The sequence below is a fragment of the Hyphomonas sp. GM-8P genome (assembly GCF_003263315.1).
Classification (GTDB): domain Bacteria; phylum Pseudomonadota; class Alphaproteobacteria; order Caulobacterales; family Hyphomonadaceae; genus Hyphomonas.
In genome coordinates this window covers 1-19,574 of the sequence record NZ_AWFE01000058.1, presented here as the reverse complement: position 1 = coordinate 19,574, position 19,574 = coordinate 1, and the positions used below count along the sequence as shown (strand labels likewise).

The window sequence follows — 19,574 nt, the reverse complement described above, 5'->3', positions numbered from 1 at the left end:
CCGCACGATGGCATAAGGTGGCACCCATGCCTGTTGTCATTGAAATGGTTTCCGATCTCGTCTGTCCCTGGTGCTGGCTCGGCAAGCGCCGCATCGAAGCGGCCATTGCCATGGTGCCGGACGTGGATGTGCAGCTCCTGTTCCGCCCTTACGAACTTGACCCCACCATCCCTGCGGGCGGCGTCGATTATAAGGAATACATGCGCAAGGCCTTCAGCTCGCCTGAAGCGAAGGAACGGTCAGGCGCCATGCGCCAGGCACTGATCGACTACGGCGAAGCCGAAGATATCCCCTACCGGTTCGACGAGATCAGCTGGCGTCCGAACAGCCTGGATGCGCATCGCCTCGTCCACTGGGCGCAAGGCCAGCAAAAGGGAGCCGCCGCCAAGGAAGCGCTGTTCCGTGCGTTCTTCCATGATGGGCGTGATATTGGCGATCATGGCGTCCTTGTGGACATTGCCCGCCAGATCGACCTCGACCCGACGATTGTGGCTGATCTTCTGGCCACGGACGCCGACGTGGTGACCGTACGCGCCGAAGAGAAATTTTTCCGAGAAGTCGGCATCACCGGCGTTCCGACCTATATCGCGAACCGGCAATTTGCTGCTCAAGGCGCTGAGACACCTGAAAAGCTCGCCCGCTTTATTCGTCATGCAGCCGAACATCCCCCTGCAGAGACCGCATGAGTGACCTCGTCCAGATCGAGATTGATGGCCGGGTCGCCATCGTCCGCTTCGACACAGGAGCGCGTGCCAACGCCCTCAGCCAACAGCTGATGCAGGACCTGACCGAGGCCGCCCTGAAGTTCCACGACACACCGGAAATATCGACCGTCATCCTGACCGGCCGCGCCGACCAATTCTCCATGGGCGCAGACCTGAAAGATCCAGCCGGCACAACCGCAGCGAAGTCTTCCCTCCGGGAACGGAGAATTCTTTTACGCCGCGGCCCACGCATGTGTGAGGCATGGGAGAATATCGACGCCCTGACCATTTGCGCCGTGGAAGGCTGGTGCGTCGGAGGCGGCGTCGCGCTTGCCACATCATGCGATCTGCGTGTCGCCGCCGAGAACACCGTCTTCTACGTTCCGGAAGTGGAGCGTGGCATGAACATGAGCTGGGGCTCTATCCCCCGTTTCGTTGCATTGGTCGGCCCTGCGCGGGCAAAGCGGATTGCCGGCCTGTGTGAGAAGATTGACGCTGCAACGGCCCTCAATTGGGGGCTTGCCGATCATGTCGTCCCGGCCGGTACGGCGATGCACAAAGCCCGGGAAGTGGCTGCAGCCGCTGCGCGCCTGCCGCCCACGGCACTCAAAATGGTAAAACAGGATGTAAACGTGGCAGCCCACGCCCTGGCGAAGGCCACCGCGCACCGGGATCTTGAAGCTTTCGCCTTGCTCCAACGGTCCGACGATTTCCGGGAAGGCATCAAAGCCTTCCTCGAAGGTCGCGACCCGGAATTTACCGGCGACTAGTTGTGTGCCCCTGCTTGCGGCAGGAGCTCAACCTTGTTGCCCTGATCGACTGTCCAGACCGTTAGCGGGTATATCCAAGCAGTTCACGGAGCCCGGGCACGGCGTAATCCACCAGCTTCTTCTGAGCCTCTGGCAGCTCATCGGGAAAGCGGTCATGTTCGATGGTCAGATTTTCGCGGGCAGTGGCGCTCTGCTTCTTGTCGCTGCCGATCAGAATCCGCTGACGCCAATCATCAGGCATCGCGATGCCGCAAATATCCAACAGTTCACCAAAGAAGGTTTTCGCCTCATCTGAATCGAGGTTTTTCAGATTCCGGACGATATCTTCATAACGGTACACATGCACACCGGGCAGCCCCATCCATGCAGCCGCATTGAATGAGAAGACGTCACTCATAGGCGGCGCCTTCTGATGGATCCCGAAGATCATCATGTTCATCAACGATTCCGGTGAGAAGATGTCGTGCTTCAGATGTTCGAGATTTGCGTCGAAATTCTCCGAAACAAAGAAGCGGGCACGCGCAAGCACCCATGTGTATGGATCACGAACCAGCAGAACATGGCGTGCTGTGCGCGTCGCCATGACGGATTCGTCCGAGAACAGAAGATGCCCCCAACTCAACATCGGCTTGGCGGGATTGAAGACATTCGGCGCGTGATTCCGAAGATTCGGGATCTGAATGAACGTTTCATGATACTGCTGCTCCACCGGAACGAACATGCGCATGATATTGCGGATCAGGTGCGTGCCGGATTTCGGAACAGAATTCAGAAAGACAGGAGACTGCAGCGGCGCCTGGATAAATTCCCGGTTCCGGTCATTCAGATTGTCCTGCTTCATCGTGATCTGAGGCAATTTACTTCCTCCTTTATGGGTGGGTTATTCTAACCCTTTGCAAAAAGCAAAAAAAGCGGCGGAGCTGCCTCCGCCGCTTTTCATGATCAATTTGGTCTTACTAGAACTTCTTGGTGAAGTTCACGAAGGCGCGACGGCCCAGCCAGTCATACTGGGAGTAGAAGGCCGACGTACCAACCGTATTGTACTCGCCAAGCCCCAGCGTGGTGACTGCCGGCGGATGCTCGTCGAACAGGTTCGACACACCCACACGAACATCAATGTCGTAAGGCAGTTCGCGGCTGAGTGAGACGTTGTGATAGGTCGTCGCTTCAGTTTCCAGTTTGAAGAACACAGGGGTACCGAAATAGGTGCCCGTCGTGCCGCCATAGCTTTTCACGTTGGACGTTTCACCAACGAAGTCCATGCCCCAGAAGAAGGACCACGGGCCTTTGTCGAGAGTGAAGTTCAGCTCACCAACCCATTTCGGGTCGCCAGCTTCACCATTGGTGTCGATCGGAGCACTGTTCGGGAACAGCGAGATCTTGTCCTCGATCTGGAAAGAGTGCTGCGTGTTCACCGACAGCGTACCGAAGGAAAGCTCTTTCGAGTACTCAGCGGAGATATCAATACCCCGGTTCGTCTGTTCCGCGACATTGATGTAGTTGTTCGTGACATCAGTCACCAGGAAGTTGGAGTTCCGGGAGAACAGGTCACACAGAGGCTCGGTCGCAAAGTTGTCCGAGTTGTAGCACCCGAGCAGGATGTTGTTTGCGCCAAGTTGGGTGATCTGGTCCTCGATCGTGATCTCGAAATAGTCGACCGCGACGCGGAAGTCCACGAAATCAGGTGCCCAGACGAGACCAGCGGTGAAGGAGTCCGAAGTCTCGGCTTCCAGCGTACCGGCATTACCCGATGCGAAGACCGTGGCGCTGCTGCCCGAACCATTGTGGGTCGACGGAATTCCGTCAGCGGCACAGTTGTCAGCCAGACGCTGAGAAATGCTGCCGTCGGCCAGGTTGCCGCCCCAGTTGATACAAGGGTCGATCGTCCGCTGGCTTGCGAAGCTGGTCTGCTCTGCCAGGTACAGTTCGAACAGAGCCGGAGCACGGAACGAGGTACCATAGGTCGTACGCAGGCGCACCGACGGAACGATCTGCCAGCCGAGACCGGCCTTGTAGGTCGTATCGGAACCGTAGACGTCCACATCCGTGTAGCGGGCGGAAAGCGACAGTTCGACTGCTTCAGCCAGCGGCAGATCCTTCACGATCGGGATCGCGACTTCGCCGAACACAGCGGTCGTTTCCTTCGATCCCTTCGTAATGCCTGCAGAGCTGGAGCCCCAGGCATTGCCGATCTGGAAGGTTTCAGCCGGCGTATCATTGATACGCTCGTCGATGAAGCTCACACCGAAGCCGCCATTGACCGTACCGGCCGGCAGGGTGAACAGCGGACCATCGATATACGCTTCGAACTGGGTCTGTTCGTACACGGTATTACCCGTTTCACGGCCGAACAGGAACGCGCGGTCCACATCCGAGATGTTACCTGCCAGAAGGTCCGGGCTGTACCAGTCGACGTCAACACAAGGGATGCCGCGAACCGGGGTGACCGGATAAGCCGCACAATTGCCGCCATCGAACCACGCATAAGGCGAGATCGCATCGTCGTAGATCACGTCAGAGGTGTAGTCGCCGTCCGAACGCGAGAATTGCAGGAAGGTATCGTATTCCCAACCCGGCATGAAGCGGAGCTCACCACGTGCACCGGCAACGGCGCTCATGTAATCGACCGTCACGGAGTCGTCAGCATGGTCGGTAATCGCCGTCGGGCTAAGACCGATGAAGCTGAACTCACCTGCCGTTGCCGTGAAGCCGTTGGCCACCAGGCTCGGGCTATTCGTGTAGATATAGCCCAGATAGTTGTACATGTAGTCGTACTGCCAGAACTGGCGGTAGCCGTTCACCTGCGTTTCACGGCGGTTCAGCAGGAACTCGCCATAAAGGGTGTCGCTGTTCGTCAGCTCAAACTCGCCATTCGCATAGAACGTGGCGCGTTCGATTTCCGGAATCATCGACTGCTGGTCCTGGAACGGGTGATCGTAGTTCAGCAGGCCTTCAGACAGAAGTGCTGTCGGACCATAGAACGCATCAGGAGTCGCGCCGGGAAGCGCAAGCTCACCAAGGCCGACCGGGAACCAGTTGGCCGGAACGCCCAGGCCGAAATCGTTCGGTCCCCACGGCGCCAGGCCGTTAGCAGCCAGCGAACCGTCATAGTCATACTGCAGCAGCTGCGGACGCGACTGCCACGGACGACCTACAAAGCCACTGTCGAGATAGTTGTACAGCCAGACATGACCCCAGAGCAGGTCCTGACAGGCAAAATTGCCCGTGCGCGGGTCAATGACGTCGGCACGGCTGCCGTCGCGATTGAACACGTAGGGCTGGCCGCAGCTGAAATAGTCGCGGTCGCCTTGTGCCAGTTCTTCGTTTTTCGTGTAATCCACGGTTGCGAGGATGCGGCCACGGTCCCAGCTCTTGCCCCAGGCGCCGCTGACACGCAGCTGCTCACCGCCGCCCTCTTCCGGCGCGCTGTAGAAGAAGTCGATATCGGAGACATCATCGGTCTTGGTGATGATGTTCACAACACCGGCCACAGCGTCCGAACCGTAGATTGACGAAGCGCCGTCTTTCAGGATTTCGACGCGCTCCACAGCCGACAGCGGAATGGCGTTCAGGTCGAATGCGGACACGCCACCACGGGTACCAGCCGGACCAGCCCGACGGCCGTTGAGCAGCGTCAGCGTACGGTTCGCACCCAGACCGCGCAGCGAGATCGTCTCGGCGCCGATACCACCGCCCTGCACGAAGGCGGACGACGTTGCAGCCGTCACCTGCGGAGAACCTGCAGCAACCGTTGCAGTTTGCAGCAGGCGGCCAACGTCGGCGATACCTTCCAGCGCGGCCGTGTCAGCCGTGATCACGTCCAGCGGCGCGATGCTCGTGAATTCGTTTGCGAGGCGGGAGCCCGTCACGCGCACCTTTTCAAGGCGGGCCTCATCCTCAGCCGGCTCGTCCGCATCAGTCGTGCGAATGACTTCATCTTCGCCCGCCTGATCAGCGTCCTGGGCGTAAGCGCCAAACGCCATACCTGCGCAAAGCGCCGACAATGCTGCTGTACGCAACAGCAGATCACCAGATCCACGTTTTTTCATATTACTTGTTTCCTCAATTGAGCCACAACTTGGTCCAAACGCTGGTGTAGCCACTGGGCGCCCTACACGCCCACGAACGACAAACGCGATCTGCAATTGACGAACGAACCACACCCCCTAGGCGAACATTCTAGGTAAGCCCCAACATTAAAATCAATACATGTGGAACGTTTTTGCCCCTTTTTTTGCAGCGAGCGAAATTTATTTGGGAAGCGTGTCATTTTCCACACAAACTGCAACAAGCCGAAAATGAGGGTTCGCGGGGTATCCCTCATCGGTAGAATTGCTTCTATGCTGAAATCCAGCCCCGCCTCCGCTCGCAAGGTCAAAACGCCCATTGAGCGGAACTCGAATCCAAGCTTGCGAAAGGCTCAATGAACTCATGCCCGGCCGAATCATCTTTCGCCACACCACGAAACCGCTTGCCGCCATTATTGCGGGATTGACCGCACTGGCAGCGCCAGCCGCCTCGCAACCGGTCCCCATCGAGGACATCGCTCGCCTGCCGGCCATTTCCAGCGTCACTGTTTCCACCGACGGAGACACGATGTTCGCCCTCGTCGGCCCCGCGACAGGAGACGATCAGGATCGTTCCGTAATCGCTGCCTGGGACCTCAATGACCTGTCCAAGCCGCCGGTAACCGCCGCGCCAGACGGCAACGATTCCGAATTCATGTTTCTCCGCGCACTGAAAGACGGAAAGGTCCTTACCTATGTGCGTGAACCTTTCACAGGATCTCTTCGGGGATGTTCCGAAGGCAAGCTCATCGGCAGCACCCGGACCTGGGTCAGGAAAACCCTGATCACCGATACGTCATTCAAGAAATTCGATGAGCCTTTCCTGGAAAGTACAGGCGGCAAGGGAACCAGCAAATCCACCGAGACATGTCTTCGCCTGGAAGCGAGAGGCTCCGTCTACTCCCGCCTGCCTCTTGATCAGACCGATATCGTCATCTCCCGGCTGGACGCCAGGACTTTGGATAGCGCCCTCGTCCGCTACAATCTGAACACTGGGCGCAGCGAAATGCTTTTCCAGAACACCTCTACGCGGGAGGCAGGATACATTGACCCGTCCGACGGCGAAGTGATGTCTGCAGCCGGATCGGACAATACGGATGGCACCTACAAACTTCAGGTCTGGGTCAAACCGGAAAAAGGTGCCGAACTTGAGCGCCAGGAAGAGCTGGAAGTCGATCTCGTCAAACGCCAGGAACTGGACATTATCCACTGGGACGAAGAGAACGGCCGCTATTTTGTCCTGACCAACAAGTTCTCCGACAAGAAAGCGATCTATGGATACGATCCCGTCGCGCGGAAATATAGCGAAGCCCCCCTGTTTGCGAACCCGGACTTCGATGCCTCAGGCGTGGTCACATCCCAGGCTCCCAGCCGATTCGGGAGAATTCTTGGTTTCACTTACGATGCGGATGTCAGAAAGACGCTCTGGGTGGATCCTGAAGTCGGCGGTCTGATGCTCGGCATCGAGAAAAGCTTCGAGAACGAACATGTCTCGCCGATCTATATATCCGACGACTTCAACAAGGTGGTCTTCTCTACCGAAAGCTCGAGCCAGCCACCCCGTTATTTCATGCTGAAGGACAAGTCCCAGCTGCAACTCATCGGGTCCGAAAGGCCATGGATCGACACCGCCTCCATCGGCGACAGCAAGCTGACTTACTATGAAGCACGAGACGGCCGCACATTGCCGGCGATTTTGACCCCGAGGGCCGGTTGGCAGCCGGGTGACGCGCCCGGCAAGGCCGTGGTGCTGCCGCATGGAGGCCCATGGTCACGTGATTACGGTGGCTGGGATTCCAGCGGCTGGGTCCCTTTCCTGACATCGCGCGGCTTTTCGGTAATCCAGCCGCAATTCCGTGGCAGCACCGGCTGGGGGCTGGACCTCTGGCTCGCGGGCGACGCGCAGTTCGGATACAAGGCCCAGGACGATAATGAGGATGCTGCGGCCTGGCTGGCCGATGAAGGATATGCGGATCCGAACCAGGTCGTCATCTTCGGCTACTCATACGGAGGCTACGCCGCGATGGCTGCGACCACGCGGGCCGATTCTCCCTTCCAGTGCGCCATCGCTGGCGCTGGCTATGCGGAGTCCGCCAAGATCAACAACGGTCTGGACCGCAGCCGTTTCGGACGGATGGCATATGCAAACGCCCTGTCAGGCCGTGATGTGATCAAGGATGTGGAGAATGCCGAAATTCCGGTGCTGGTATTCCATGGCGACAGGGACGTCCGTGTGCCGAACGAATATGGCAAGGCCTTCTATGACGCCGTGAAAAAACACACCAGGGCAAAATATGTCAGCATCCCCGACATGCCGCACAGCCTGCCCTGGACGCCTGACCAGCAACGTGCCAGCCTCGGTGCCATCGAGTCCTTCCTGGCCAGCGAATGCGGATTGGACAGCAGCCGCTAAGCCGCAATCGTGGAATGCTCCAAACAGACAGGGCCGCCGAGTGATCGGCGGCCCTCGCTCTTTTACGGGCTAGCGTGCACCGGCCCCGCTCTGACGTTCAGCTAGTCGAGGCACTTCATGATCGTCGCATGCCAATGATCGGCATCCTCTCTGTCCGCGCCCAGGACAAATCCCGTGACGACCGATGCTGATGGAACGGACGGCATTTCGCGTCCATCGATTGCGCGGAAAATGACAACGCGCCCGGAATCGATATGCCTGCGCAATGCGCGTTCTGCGCCCCTGATATCCAGATCAGAATTCACATTCAGCGAACGGCTCGCGCGAAACCCGCCACGTTTTGCCGCCGCAGCGTGGAACGAGGCTTGTTGAGTAGATCCCTGCGGCCGGAAATTGGGATCGAAGACGACGAACCGTCCATCGGCGGACACGCCGATGTCCATTCCAGCCGGACCTCTGAATCCCATCGTCCTTGCATTTTCGCCGACAGTAAGAGCCACCTTCACGCCTTCCTTTGGGAAGGGGTGGTCGTCATCGATCACACTGCCGCTCTGACGCGCGGGAGAAGAGAAGAGTTGCTCAGCCGCTCCGAGATACCGCACGCCGGTCTCATCGATTGACAAGCTGATACACCAGCATCCAATCACGGGGACCGCTTCTTCCACGATGAGTTCGTCACTCACCCCGAGGGATTTGAAGAACTCCCAGGCGTCCTCCACGTCGGCCTGTGTCTCGCAATACCGCACCGCGTACCCCATGCCGGTTGGCATGTCGCCGCCCGCCTTGAGATAACAGGGGGTCGAAATAGTCGGTGCCGATTTTGTATTGATACTGATAATTGCCCGCTCGGCCAGATACTCGCTTGGCACAATCAGCGGAAGGTTCCGCTTGGAATTCAGTTTACGCCACAGGCGAGGTGCGACGAGGTTCGCAGTCTCCCGATAGCAGCCTTTCTGTGGAGGATAGGGCCATGCGAGCTTGTAACCATCGCGTATCAGGCTTTTCGCATGCCTGTATGCCTCTTCCGGCTCGCTAAAGGTGCGCATGTCTTCAGAGACATCAATGCCCGAGCGCGCGATCATTGCCAGGGAGTCTGGCGTCGCGCCAACCTTATGCCGGATGGTCGGCCGCCCGTTCATCAACCCCATCATGGTTGTTGAGACTGTATCGGCCGCACTTTCTGGCACGCCCAGAAACTTCAGCTGCGCAACATCCACGCGCGGCGCAAATGCAACACCAGGCGGCAGAAAGCCATGGCTTCCGGCCGTGGAGACAAGGGGAGATTCCAGAATTTTCATAGGTATGCCTCAATTCCTTCAGACAGCATCCGCACACGTGGCGACTCCGCCGGATCCGAATGGCCGAAAGAAGGTGTCTTGTTCGCATCGAGCAGGAATGCTTTTCCGTCATGCTCGACATAGTCGAACTTTCCGTAGTCAAATTTCATTTCATCGCGAAGCGCGCGCAGGTTCTCAGGAATGTCGGAGAAGAACTCGTGACGCTCGGTCGTGGCCACCTTCACCAGAGGGTCAGTTGCGAGATTGCGATAGGCGTATTCACGGTCGCCGAAGAAGATCCATCCGCGCACGCCATATAATCCATCTTCGGTGCGCTCCGGCAAAAACCTCTCGACAATCAGGCGTTCGTCTTTCCAGACCCAGCCAGGCACGTCGTCCTTGCCTTCCAGGACGGGATACAGACCGGGCGGCAACTGGCGAGCCAGTTTCCAGGAACGATGGGAAAGCCGGCTACGGACCTTGGTACAGAACGATGATATCAGGCCGGCGCGTTCCACCTCGCCGTCTTCCGGACAGCCAAAATGATTCAGGTCTGTTTTCACGATGACCGGTCCATTCCAGTCATCCGCCTCAGTGGTTTGAAGAACAGAAATATGCGTTTTGGATATGTCGAGGACGTTCCCGTTCAGGACAGCAACGCCTTCCGGCGCATTCGCAAGTTCGCTGGGATTCAGCCGCGTCTTGTCGTGATGCAGGATACAGACGTCCGCATGTTCCGAATAAATGTCGTTGCACTCGACCTGAAGGCCTTTTTCGCGCCACAGGCGCATCAACGCCGACAACATGTAATGCTCCGGCATCTGAGGCGTCAGGTTCGAGATGCTGATGAGGGTATCGCTGCGCATTCCGTGACCGCTTCCCAACCTTTCCTAGAAACAGGGACACAGGGATGCATGAATCGGACCGTGTCGGCCCTACCCGGAAGGGAAGCCCGAAATATTCAGCAAAAACAGGAGGCAAGCGGCGGACGCCGCCGCGAAAGCCGTGATTGTCCCACAAAACAAACGGGCCGCTGAACTCGTCAGCGGCCCGTTCTATCTACCGGAATTATCCGGCCTGAATGGAGTTCTGTTCCTAGTGGACCAGAGCAGCCTTCAGGCTCTCGAGATAGTCGTAATGTTCCTGCAGGGTCGCGCGGTTGGAATCGTCCTTGTCGAGCGACTGGATCTTCAGGTGAGTGGCTTCCATCTCGGCCTGAACGTCCTCTGCTTTGACATCATCGAGCATGCGGGCTTCTTCAGCAAGGATGGTGAGGCCGGCCGACGTGATGTCTGCAAAGCCGCCACGCACGAAGATGCGCATCTTGACCGTGTCGCCTTCCAGCACGCGCACCACGCCATTGCGCAGCGTCGTCATGAAGGGCGCATGATTCACCAGCACACCGAACTCGCCGTCCGAACCAGGCGCGATCACATGATCGACCTCTCCGGAGAAGAGCTCTTTCGCGGGCGAAACGAGCGAGAAGTGGAGTTTATCGGCCATCTATCCTGTCCGCTTACGCGTCTGCCATCATCTTGGCGGCCTTGGCTTTGGCGGCTTCGATGTCGCCAACCATGTAGAAGGCCTGTTCCGGCAGGTGGTCATAGTCGCCAGCGATCAGGCCTTTGAAGCCCTTGATCGTGTCTTCCAGTTTGACCTGCACGCCCGGCGAACCGGTGAAGACTTCCGCCACGTCAAACGGCTGCGACAGGAAGCGTTCCACTTTCCGGGCGCGGGCCACGACGAGTTTGTCTTCTTCCGACAGTTCGTCCATGCCGAGGATGGCGATGATGTCCTGCAGCTCTTTGTACTTCTGCAGGATCTCCTGCACGCCGCGAGCAACCGAGTAGTGCTCTTCGCCAACAACCAGGGGGTCGAGGATACGGCTGGTGGAGTCCAGCGGGTCCACGGCCGGGTAGATGCCTTTTTCCGAGATGGCGCGGTTAAGAACCGTCGTCGCATCAAGGTGGGCAAACGAGGTGGCAGGCGCCGGGTCGGTAAGGTCGTCAGCCGGAACGTACACAGCCTGGATCGAGGTGATCGAGCCTTTGTTCGTGGAGGTAATCCGTTCCTGCAGCTGGCCCATGTCGGTGGCCAGCGTCGGCTGATAGCCCACAGCGGACGGGATACGGCCGAGAAGTGCGGACACCTCGGCACCGGCCTGGGTGAAGCGGAAGATGTTGTCCACGAAGAACAGCACGTCCTTGCCTTCCTCATCGCGGAAGTATTCCGCCTGTGTCAGGCCGGTCAGGGCGACGCGGGCACGGGCGCCCGGAGGCTCGTTCATCTGACCGTAGACCAGAGCCACGCGGCTCTCGCCTTCCAAGTTGATAACCTTGGATTCGATCATCTCGTGGTAGAGGTCGTTACCTTCGCGGGTCCGCTCGCCGACACCGGCGAAGACCGAGTAGCCGCCGAACAGTTTTGCGATGTTGTTGATCAGTTCCTGGATGAGAACGGTCTTGCCCACGCCGGCACCGCCGAACAGGCCGATCTTACCGCCTTTTGCGTAGGGGCAGAGCAGGTCGACAACCTTGATACCGGTGACGAGCACTTCGGATTCGGTCGACTGATCGATGAATTCCGGGGCCGGAGCGTGGATCGGGCGATCCATGTCGGAACCGATCGGGCCACGTTCGTCGATCGGCTCGCCGATGACGTTCATGATGCGGCCGAGCGTTTTCGGACCAACCGGAACCGTGATGGCCTTGCCGGTGTCGGCCACCGGGCCGCCGCGGACGAGACCTTCGGTGGAGTCCATGGCGATGGTGCGCACTGTGTTCTCGCCGAGGTGCTGAGCAACTTCCAGCACCAGGCGCGTACCGTTGTTGTCGGTCTCAAGCGCGTTGAGGATAGCCGGCAGCTCGCCATCGAACTCAACGTCGACAACGGCGCCGATGACCTGGGAAATGCGGCCTTTGGCGTTTGCGGGAGTGCTCATGCGGGTCGTCTCCTTTGGAGCGGGTATTCTCTGGGTTCTTGTTCTCTAGAGCGCTTCCGCGCCCGAAATAATCTCGATGAGTTCTTTGGTGATCTGGGCCTGGCGTGCGCGGTTGTACTGCAGTTCCAGCGAGTCGATCATCTCGCCGGCATTGCGGGTCGCGTTATCCATGGCGGTCATCTGGCTGGCGTAGAAACCAGCAGAGCCTTCCAGCATGGCCGACAGGATCTGCGTGTTGATGTAGCGCGGCAGAAGCGCCTCAAGGATCGCATCTTCCGACGGCTCATAACGGTAGATCGCATTGCCCAGATCGATGGTCTCGGCATCGGCAGGGGCCGCGGCCGGGATCAGTTGCTGCGCGGTCGGAACCTGGCTCAGCACGTTCTTGAACTGCGAATAGATCAGTGTCGCGACATCGAACTCGCCATCCTCGAACCGGGCGGTGAGGTTCTTGCCGAGGGCAATTGCCGGCTCGGCAAAGTCGTCACTCTTCACGGAAGACATGTCGACGTGTCCGATGAACAGGTCTGCGAAGTCGCGCTTCAGCTGCTCCCGGCCCTTCTTGCCAACGGTCAGCACCTTTACCGTTTTGCCTTCGCTCTGCAGCGCGGAAATCGTCTGCTTTGCGAGTTTGGCGGTATAGGTGTTGAAGCCACCGGCGAGGCCGCGCTCTGCGGTCATGACGACAACCAGATGTGTCTGATCGCTGCCGGTTCCGGCGAGCAGTTTCGGTCCGCCAGCGCCGGCAGATGCCGACAGGTTGGCGAGAACCGCAGCCATGCGTTCGGCGTACGGGCGGGCAGCCGTCGCGGCGTCTTGCGCGCGCTTCAGCTTCGCCGCGGCCACCATTTGCATGGCCTTGGTGATCTTCTGCGTGGATTTCACGCTTGAGATCCGGTTTTTCAGGTCCTTCAGGCTGGGCATGTCAGGCCTTCCAGTTGGTGCTCAGTCGTCCGGGGCTCAGGCAAACTTCGAAGTGAAGTCGTCCAGAGCCTTCTTGATTTCAGCTTCAATCTCGTCGGTGAGGGCTTTCTCAGCGGCGATCTTGGCCAGCAGGTCTTTGTTCGCACCGCGAAGGTGAGCCAGAAGCTCTTTCTCGTAGCGCGTCACGTCTTTCAGTTCGACCTTGTCGAGGTAACCACGCGTACCGGCGTAGATCACGCAGACCTGCTCTTCCATCAGCAGCGGCGAGTACTGCGGCTGCTTCAGGAGTTCGGTCAGGCGCGCACCGCGGTTCAGCAGGCGCTGGGTCGCAGCGTCGAGGTCGGAACCGAATTTCGCGAAGGCGGCCATCTCGCGGTACTGGGCGAGTTCGCCCTTCATGGAGCCGGCTACCTTTTTCATCGCTTTCGTCTGGGCAGCAGAGCCCACGCGCGACACCGACAGACCAACGTTCACGGCCGGGCGGATACCCTGGTAGAACAGGTCCGTCTCGAGGAAGATCTGGCCGTCGGTGATCGAGATCACGTTCGTCGGGATGTAGGCCGACACGTCGTTGGCCTGGGTTTCGATGATCGGCAGGGCCGTCAGCGAGCCGCCACCATTGTCGTCGTTCAGCTTGGCAGCGCGCTCCAGAAGGCGCGAGTGCAGGTAGAACACGTCACCCGGATAGGCTTCGCGGCCCGGAGGACGGCGCAGCAGCAGGGACATCTGACGATACGCAACAGCCTGCTTGGAAAGGTCATCATAGATGATCAGGGCGTGCATGCCGTTGTCGCGGAACCACTCCCCCATGGCGCAGCCGGTAAATGGCGCAAGATATTGAAGCGGGGCCGGTTCGGAAGCCGTCGCAGCCACGACGATGGTGTAGTCAAGCGCACCGCGCTCTTCGAGCGTCTTGACCACCTGCGCCACAGTGGAGCGCTTCTGGCCAATTGCGACGTAGACGCAAAACAGCTTTTCGCTGTCGTCCTTGGCCGCCTCATTGGTCGCTTTCTGGTTCAGGATGGTGTCCACACAGATCGCGGTTTTCCCGGTCTGGCGGTCACCGATGACAAGTTCGCGTTGCCCGCGGCCGACCGGGATCATCCCGTCAATGGCCTTCAGGCCGGTCATCATCGGCTCGTCCACCGACTTACGTGGAATGATACCCGGCGCTTTCACGTCCACACGCTCACGCGCAGCGACGTTTTCCAGAGCACCCTTGCCATCAATCGGATTACCGAGCGCATCCACGACGCGGCCGAGCAATGCCTTGCCGACCGGAGCCGAAACGATTTCATCAAGGCGCTTGACGGTATCGCCTTCCTTGATTTCGCGGTCGTCACCGAAGATCACGACGCCGACATTGTCATTCTCGAGGTTCAGCGCCATGCCCTTGATGCCGCCGTCGAATTCGACCATTTCGCCGGCCTGGACGCTGTCCAGACCGTAGATGCGGGCGATACCGTCGCCCACTGACAGAACCTGACCGACATCCGAGACTTCGGCTTCAACGCCGAAATTCTCGATCTGCGACTTCAGGATGCCCGAAATTTCTGCTGCTGAGATATCCATCGAGCGACTAAGCTCCCTTCATGGCGGTGTTCATGCGTTCCAGTTTGGCGGCAAGGCTTGCGTCAACGAGTTGGGACCCGATGCGCAGCTGGATGCCGCCGATGAGCGAGGCGTCAACCTCGCTGGTAAGTTCCACCTCGCCGCCAACGGCCTTGGCGAGGATTGATTCGATGCGCTGGCGCTCGGCGCCGGTCATTTCCTTGGCGGTGCGCACAATGGCGCGCTTCACACCGCGCTGTTTCGCGTAAAGTTCGTCAAAAGCAATCGCGGCGCCCTGAATGTCGCCCGAACGGCCGTTCTGCGCCATGGTGCCGACGAATTTGCCAAACAGGCCGGAAAGGCCTGCCTTCGCTGTCACCTCGCCCAGCGCCTTCACCTTGTCTTCACGGGAGAAAGCCGGCGAATCCAGCAGAAGCGCCAGGTCTTCAGAGCCATTCACCATTTCGGCGAAGGCTTTGAAATCCTTATAGACATTGGCGAGTTCGCCTTTGTCCTGCGCGAGTTCGAAGAGCGCACTCGCATAACGGCGTGCAGCTTCGTTCGCATGTGTCATCTTTGATCCAGCCAAGGGTCTATCGTCCATGTTCAGGTGGGCGGTCTGGCCCGAAAACAGCAAACAGGGCTGCGTGCGAAATGCCCGCGCCCATGAAAACTGTGCGCCGCTTAGCATCAGTCATCTGACCTGACAACACAGGCATGGCGCCAATGTCTGCGGCGAAATGACAATTATGACAACATGCCCCTAAAGCCCCGCAGTCTTTGGCTTTCCGGGACCAACCGGCTTTGCCCTCCGGCATCCTGAGGAACACGCCGAAACGGTACCTTCTGCGGCTCGGCCGCTGAGGCCGTCCCCCTACCGATTCTCGGCCGGCTAGAGGAAGGAATAAGGGTCGATGTCCACCGACATACGCACGGGTGTCGGCAGCTTAATCTTCGCCAGCCACGCCGTCATATAGGCCGACAGGTCCACATTGCGGGGGGACTTCACCAGGAATCGCCGGCGGTGGCGTCCGCGCAGTACCGTAATCGGCGCCGGGGCCGGTCCGAACAGCTCAATTCCCTGCCCGTTCGGCGCAAGAGCCGCAACGTCCCGCGCGGCCTGGTCAACCATCTCCGCAGACGGCGCCGACAGAATGACTGCCGCGAGCCGTCCGAATGGCGGCAGGCCGAGCTCCGCCCGCACATCTCGCTCGATCTGCAGGAAGCCGTCCCGGTCGCCGTCGGCCAGCGCCAGCATGGCCGGATTGTCCGGTGCATAGGTCTGCACCAGCGCGCGGCCCGGCCGTTCGGCCCGGCCGGCCCGGCCGGCAACCTGGCTCAGCAGCTGGTAGGTCCGCTCACCTGCGCGCAGGTCCCCGCCCTTCATGCCGCTGTCGGCGTCCACAACACCCACAAGCGTGAGGTTCGGGAAGTTATGTCCCTTGGCCACGATCTGCGTGCCGATCAGGACATCGATCTCGCCTTGCTCCATCCGTTCGACGATGCCGCGCGTGGCCTCCCCGCCCTGCGCCGTATCGGACGAGAAGATCTCGATCCGCGCCTCCGGCATCAGTACGCGCACTTCCTCGGCCACACGTTCCACGCCAGGGCCGACGCCCATCAGCGAATCGACCGCCCCACAGTGCGGGCACATCTGCGGCTTCAGGATGGAATAGCCCGTGACGTGGCAGACGAGCCGATTGGTGTAGCGGTGCTCGGTCAGCCAGTTCTCGGTGCCCGGCGTCTTCAGCCGCTCCCCGCACGCCTTGCAGATGACCAGCGGCGCATAGCCCCGGCGGTTCAGGAACAGCAGCGTCTGCTCCCCTGCCTCCAGCGTCACGCGCATCTCGTGCACCAGCCGGGACGACAGCCACATGCCCTTGCCCGGCGGATCTGACCGCAGGTCCACCAGCTCCACGTCCGGCAGCCGCGCAGAGCCCGGCCTCGCCGACAGTTTCAGCCGCGTGTAGCGCCCCATCTCGGCATTTACGATCGTCTCCAGCGCCGGGGTCGCCGAGGCCAGCACCACGACCGCCTCCTCCAGCTTGCCCCGCATCACGGACATGTCGCGCGCATGATAGGTTACGCCGTCTTCCTGCTTGAAACTGCCATCATGCTCTTCATCCACGATAATCAGTTTCAGCTTCTGGAAAGGCAGGAACAGGGCCGAGCGGGCCCCGATCACGATCCGGGCGCGGCCGTGCGCCGTCTCGCGCCAGGTGCGCCGGCGTTCCTTGTCCGACAGGCCGGAATGCCAGGGCGCAGGCGGCGCGCCAAACCGCGCGGTGAAGCGCGACAGGATCGCCTGTGTCAGCGCGATCTCCGGCAGCAGGACCAGAACCTGCGCTTCCGGATCGGCCTTCAGCGCCTGGGCAATCGCCTCGAAATAGACCTCCGTCTTACCGGAGCCGGTGACGCCGTCGATCAGGAAAGTGTGGAACGTATTCTCGCGGACCGCCGCGCGCAGTTCTTCTGCCGCCTCCGCCTGCTCCGCTGTCAGGGTCGCGCCCGTCAGGTCCGGGTTCACAGGTGGGAACGGCGGGTCCGTCGGCACGTCGATCGCCTGCAGCGCGTCTGCTTCGGCGAGGCCCCGCACCACGCCGGACGATACACCTGCCGCCTCTGCGATCTGCGCCGCCGTCATGGGCGCGTCTGCCGCCTCCATGACATCCAGTACTTTCGCGCGCGCATCCGTCATGCGCGGCGGTGTCTTGCCGGTAGCCGTGAACACCGTCTCCGTCGGTGACGGCAGCAGGCCCGCCCGCGCCCTCAGCGCCATGGAGAGCAAATGCCCCGGATGGCTGACAGTGTAGCGTGCCGCGAAGGCCAGAAAGTCCCGCATCGCCCTGGTCATCGGCGGCGTTGGGTAGACCTCCGACACGACCTTCAACGTGCGCCCTTCAGCCGCCTCATCCCCCAGCATTTCGACGACAATGCCCAGTCGCTCATACTTGCCGAGCGGCGCGGCGACATAGCTCCCTTCCACCACGTCCAGATCGTCCGGCACCGCATAGTCAAACGGCTCCGGCAAGGGCATGGGAAAGAGAATCCGTGCGACGGGCATGGCCCAAGGCTTAGCCCCTCAGCCTGCCTCCGTCACGCCGCGCCTTCAGCGCTGCTGGGCGGCAGCATAAAGCGCGCCAAACTCCTCAGCGACCAGCCGCAACGGCGCTTCATCCCCGCTGACCCGGCACTGGATCAGCGCCCCCTCAAGCGCCGCGATTGTGAACCGGGCAAGGCGTTCGGCACGGGGCTGCGCGATCCCGGCAGATACGGCGGAGTCCGCCAGCACACTGGCCCAGTCTGCAAATGCCGCAGCCCCCGCCTCGCGGATCGCTTCATGCTCCGGCACGGTTTCCAGCAGGGTCGTCGTAATCGGACAGCCGTCCCGATAGTCCGAGGCGGCCATCCACCCGGCCAGCATGTCGAAATAGCGTTCAATCAGGTCGCCGGGCCCGGCCGTCTTCTCAGCCAGCTCTTTCAGCGTGCGCGTCACGGTCTTGCCGGCCAGGCGAACCGCCTCTGCCCCGATTTCGGCCTTGCCGCCCGGAAAGTAGTGATACAGCGACCCCTTGGGCGCGCCGCTCTCCGCCAGGATCTCGGCAAGCCCGGTCGCCGCGTATCCCTTCTGACGGAACAATCTCACCGACGTGGCCAGAAGCGTTTCCCGATGTTTCGCAGCAGCCGCCATCCCGCTCTCCAAAATTATATAGACTGGTCTACATGATTTCGATACACCTCGATCCGTTAACAGGCAATGAGGAGACGGCAGATGGCGGACAACATTCCGGAGGGGTTCGCCCCGCACTTCAGGAAGAGCGGCCTGACCGACCCGTGGGAGCCGCTCTATTCACGCAATACCGGCGAGGCGATCCGGATCGGCCTGCGCGCCGGCCAGGCCCACGCCAATTCGCGCGGCTTCGTCCATGGCGCACTGATCTCCGCCCTGGCTGACAATGCGATGGGGCTCAGCTGCGGCCTGTCTCTCATCGGCATTTCCGGGCTCGTCACGGTGGGCCTGTCATTGGACTTTCTGTCCACGGCCCGCCTCGGCCAGTGGCTGGAAATCCGCCCCACCGTCCTCAGAACGGGAAAGAATTTGTCCTTCTGCACGGCGACGATCCATGCGGACGAAACCCTCTGCGCCCGGGCCAACGCAACCTTCCGCGCGCTCCAGGCGGCATGATCCGTCAAAGTCCGGCATAGTCCGCTATCGTCATGACAGGTCATGCCTGCTCATGACCGGGTCATTTATCGTGCCCCGCCGGTCATGGCTGGACCGGTTCATCGCGGGGACATGCCCTTCAAACCAGCAAAGTCGGGTGAGCTCAGCAGAGCGATACCCACCACCCAATGCCGGGAAGCGTTACACAGCGCGCGGAAAACCGGCCACTCTATCCTCCCGGATAGCCTCCCATGCCAGTCTGCCTGCCATCACAGACCGCACCGATTTCTTCTCTCAGGCGTTCCACACGATTGCCCGCGCGATTGCCGAGGCGGGCGTGAATGTGGACCTGTTCAAGACGCCTGAGACGATTGCAAAATCCGTAAACCGGCGCGTGCGGGGCGGAGCTGAAGCGGCTGGCTGCGCTGCTCCGCCGTCTGATCTTTCTGGCGGCGCTGCAGATGGAACTGGCGCCGCTGACGCCGCGCATCGGCAGCAACTATCACGAACCCAAGAAGGAAGACGCGGAATACCGCTACGTCTTCACCATGGTGACCGCGCAATCAGGTCCATGCCCACATTTCCTGAAAGGGCCGGTGACCTTGCCCACGCGCGGGTCTGTCCCCGCCGCGCCGCTGATCGCGCTGTGGCAGGCCATGCTCGACACGCTGAAGCACCACAAGCGCCGGGCGCAGCGGCTCGCTCGCACGATCCGGCGCTGGCAGGCTACCGGCGAAGCAAGGCCGCACGTGCCGCCGATCC

The 19,574-nt window shown here is 60.4% G+C and carries 16 protein-coding genes; 5 read left to right on the top strand and 11 right to left on the bottom strand.

The genetic code is table 11. The annotated features are described in order from the left end of the window. The first annotated feature begins 26 nt into the window (after positions 1–26). Both HY26_RS05235 and HY26_RS05230 read left to right on the top strand, forming a co-directional pair. Positions 27–686 (top strand): DsbA family oxidoreductase, encoded by a 660-nt coding sequence (locus tag HY26_RS05235; RefSeq protein ID WP_034762907.1) that lies wholly within the window; start codon positions 27–29, stop codon positions 684–686. Continuing rightward, positions 683–1,474, top strand: coding sequence for an enoyl-CoA hydratase/isomerase family protein (locus HY26_RS05230; protein ID WP_034762909.1), 792 nt, complete (start codon positions 683–685; stop codon positions 1,472–1,474). The genes HY26_RS05235 and HY26_RS05230 overlap by 4 nt, the downstream gene beginning before the upstream one ends. A gap of 61 nt (positions 1,475–1,535) precedes the next feature. Here HY26_RS05230 and HY26_RS05225 read toward each other — a convergent pair whose 3' ends face one another. Next, the gene (locus tag HY26_RS05225) at positions 1,536–2,330 is read right to left on the bottom strand and encodes a hypothetical protein (protein ID WP_034762911.1); all 795 of its coding nucleotides are present in this window, start codon (positions 2,328–2,330) and stop codon (positions 1,536–1,538) included. A gap of 100 nt (positions 2,331–2,430) precedes the next feature. Next, positions 2,431–5,523, bottom strand: a complete 3,093-nt coding sequence (locus tag HY26_RS05220; protein ID WP_051599650.1) for a TonB-dependent siderophore receptor — start codon at positions 5,521–5,523, stop codon at positions 2,431–2,433. 382 nt (positions 5,524–5,905) lie between these two features. On the opposite strand from HY26_RS05220, the gene HY26_RS05215 reads away from it, so the two are divergent. Further along, entirely contained in the window at positions 5,906–7,954 is a 2,049-nt protein-coding gene (locus HY26_RS05215) for a S9 family peptidase (RefSeq protein WP_051599652.1), read from the top strand. Positions 7,955–8,055: 101 nt separating this feature from the next. On the opposite strand, the gene HY26_RS05210 is transcribed toward HY26_RS05215, so the two are convergent. The 9 genes from HY26_RS05210 to HY26_RS05170 all read right to left on the bottom strand — a co-directional run bounded on the left by HY26_RS05210 (position 8,056) and on the right by HY26_RS05170 (position 18,338). Further along, entirely contained in the window at positions 8,056–9,252 is a 1,197-nt protein-coding gene (locus HY26_RS05210; protein ID WP_112073090.1) for a hypothetical protein, read from the bottom strand. Continuing rightward, positions 9,249–10,097 carry a hypothetical protein gene (locus HY26_RS05205; protein ID WP_051599654.1) on the bottom strand — a complete coding sequence of 283 codons (849 nt, stop codon included), beginning with the start codon at positions 10,095–10,097 and terminating at the stop codon, positions 9,249–9,251. The genes HY26_RS05210 and HY26_RS05205 overlap by 4 nt, the downstream gene beginning before the upstream one ends. Positions 10,098–10,326: 229 nt before the next feature. Then, on the bottom strand, positions 10,327–10,734 hold the full coding sequence (locus HY26_RS05200) for an ATP synthase F1 subunit epsilon (RefSeq protein ID WP_034762914.1): 408 nt from the start codon (positions 10,732–10,734) through the stop codon (positions 10,327–10,329). A gap of 13 nt (positions 10,735–10,747) precedes the next feature. Beyond that, the gene (gene atpD, locus HY26_RS05195; RefSeq protein WP_034762915.1) at positions 10,748–12,172 is read right to left on the bottom strand and encodes a F0F1 ATP synthase subunit beta; all 1,425 of its coding nucleotides are present in this window, start codon (positions 12,170–12,172) and stop codon (positions 10,748–10,750) included. Between the two features lie 45 nt (positions 12,173–12,217). Beyond that, the gene (locus HY26_RS05190; RefSeq protein WP_034762916.1) at positions 12,218–13,096 is read right to left on the bottom strand and encodes a F0F1 ATP synthase subunit gamma; all 879 of its coding nucleotides are present in this window, start codon (positions 13,094–13,096) and stop codon (positions 12,218–12,220) included. Positions 13,097–13,132: 36 nt separating this feature from the next. Continuing rightward, entirely contained in the window at positions 13,133–14,668 is a 1,536-nt protein-coding gene (atpA, locus tag HY26_RS05185; RefSeq protein ID WP_034762917.1) for a F0F1 ATP synthase subunit alpha, read from the bottom strand. A 7-nt stretch (positions 14,669–14,675) separates the two neighbouring features. Then, a complete protein-coding gene (atpH, locus tag HY26_RS05180; protein WP_051599656.1) occupies positions 14,676–15,221 on the bottom strand; it encodes an ATP synthase F1 subunit delta in 546 nt (181 codons plus the stop codon). 318 nt (positions 15,222–15,539) lie between these two features. After that, positions 15,540–17,711 carry a primosomal protein N' gene (locus HY26_RS05175; protein WP_034762918.1) on the bottom strand — a complete coding sequence of 724 codons (2,172 nt, stop codon included), beginning with the start codon at positions 17,709–17,711 and terminating at the stop codon, positions 15,540–15,542. A 45-nt stretch (positions 17,712–17,756) separates the two neighbouring features. Next, on the bottom strand, positions 17,757–18,338 hold the full coding sequence (locus HY26_RS05170; RefSeq protein WP_034762919.1) for a TetR/AcrR family transcriptional regulator: 582 nt from the start codon (positions 18,336–18,338) through the stop codon (positions 17,757–17,759). 81 nt (positions 18,339–18,419) lie between these two features. Here HY26_RS05170 and HY26_RS05165 point away from each other — a divergent pair, with 81 nt between their 5' ends. Continuing rightward, positions 18,420–18,833, top strand: a complete 414-nt coding sequence (locus HY26_RS05165) for a PaaI family thioesterase (protein WP_034762920.1) — start codon at positions 18,420–18,422, stop codon at positions 18,831–18,833. A gap of 440 nt (positions 18,834–19,273) precedes the next feature. After that, on the top strand, positions 19,274–19,574 hold a 301-nt coding region (locus HY26_RS05160; RefSeq protein WP_146740182.1), incomplete at its 3' end, for a hypothetical protein.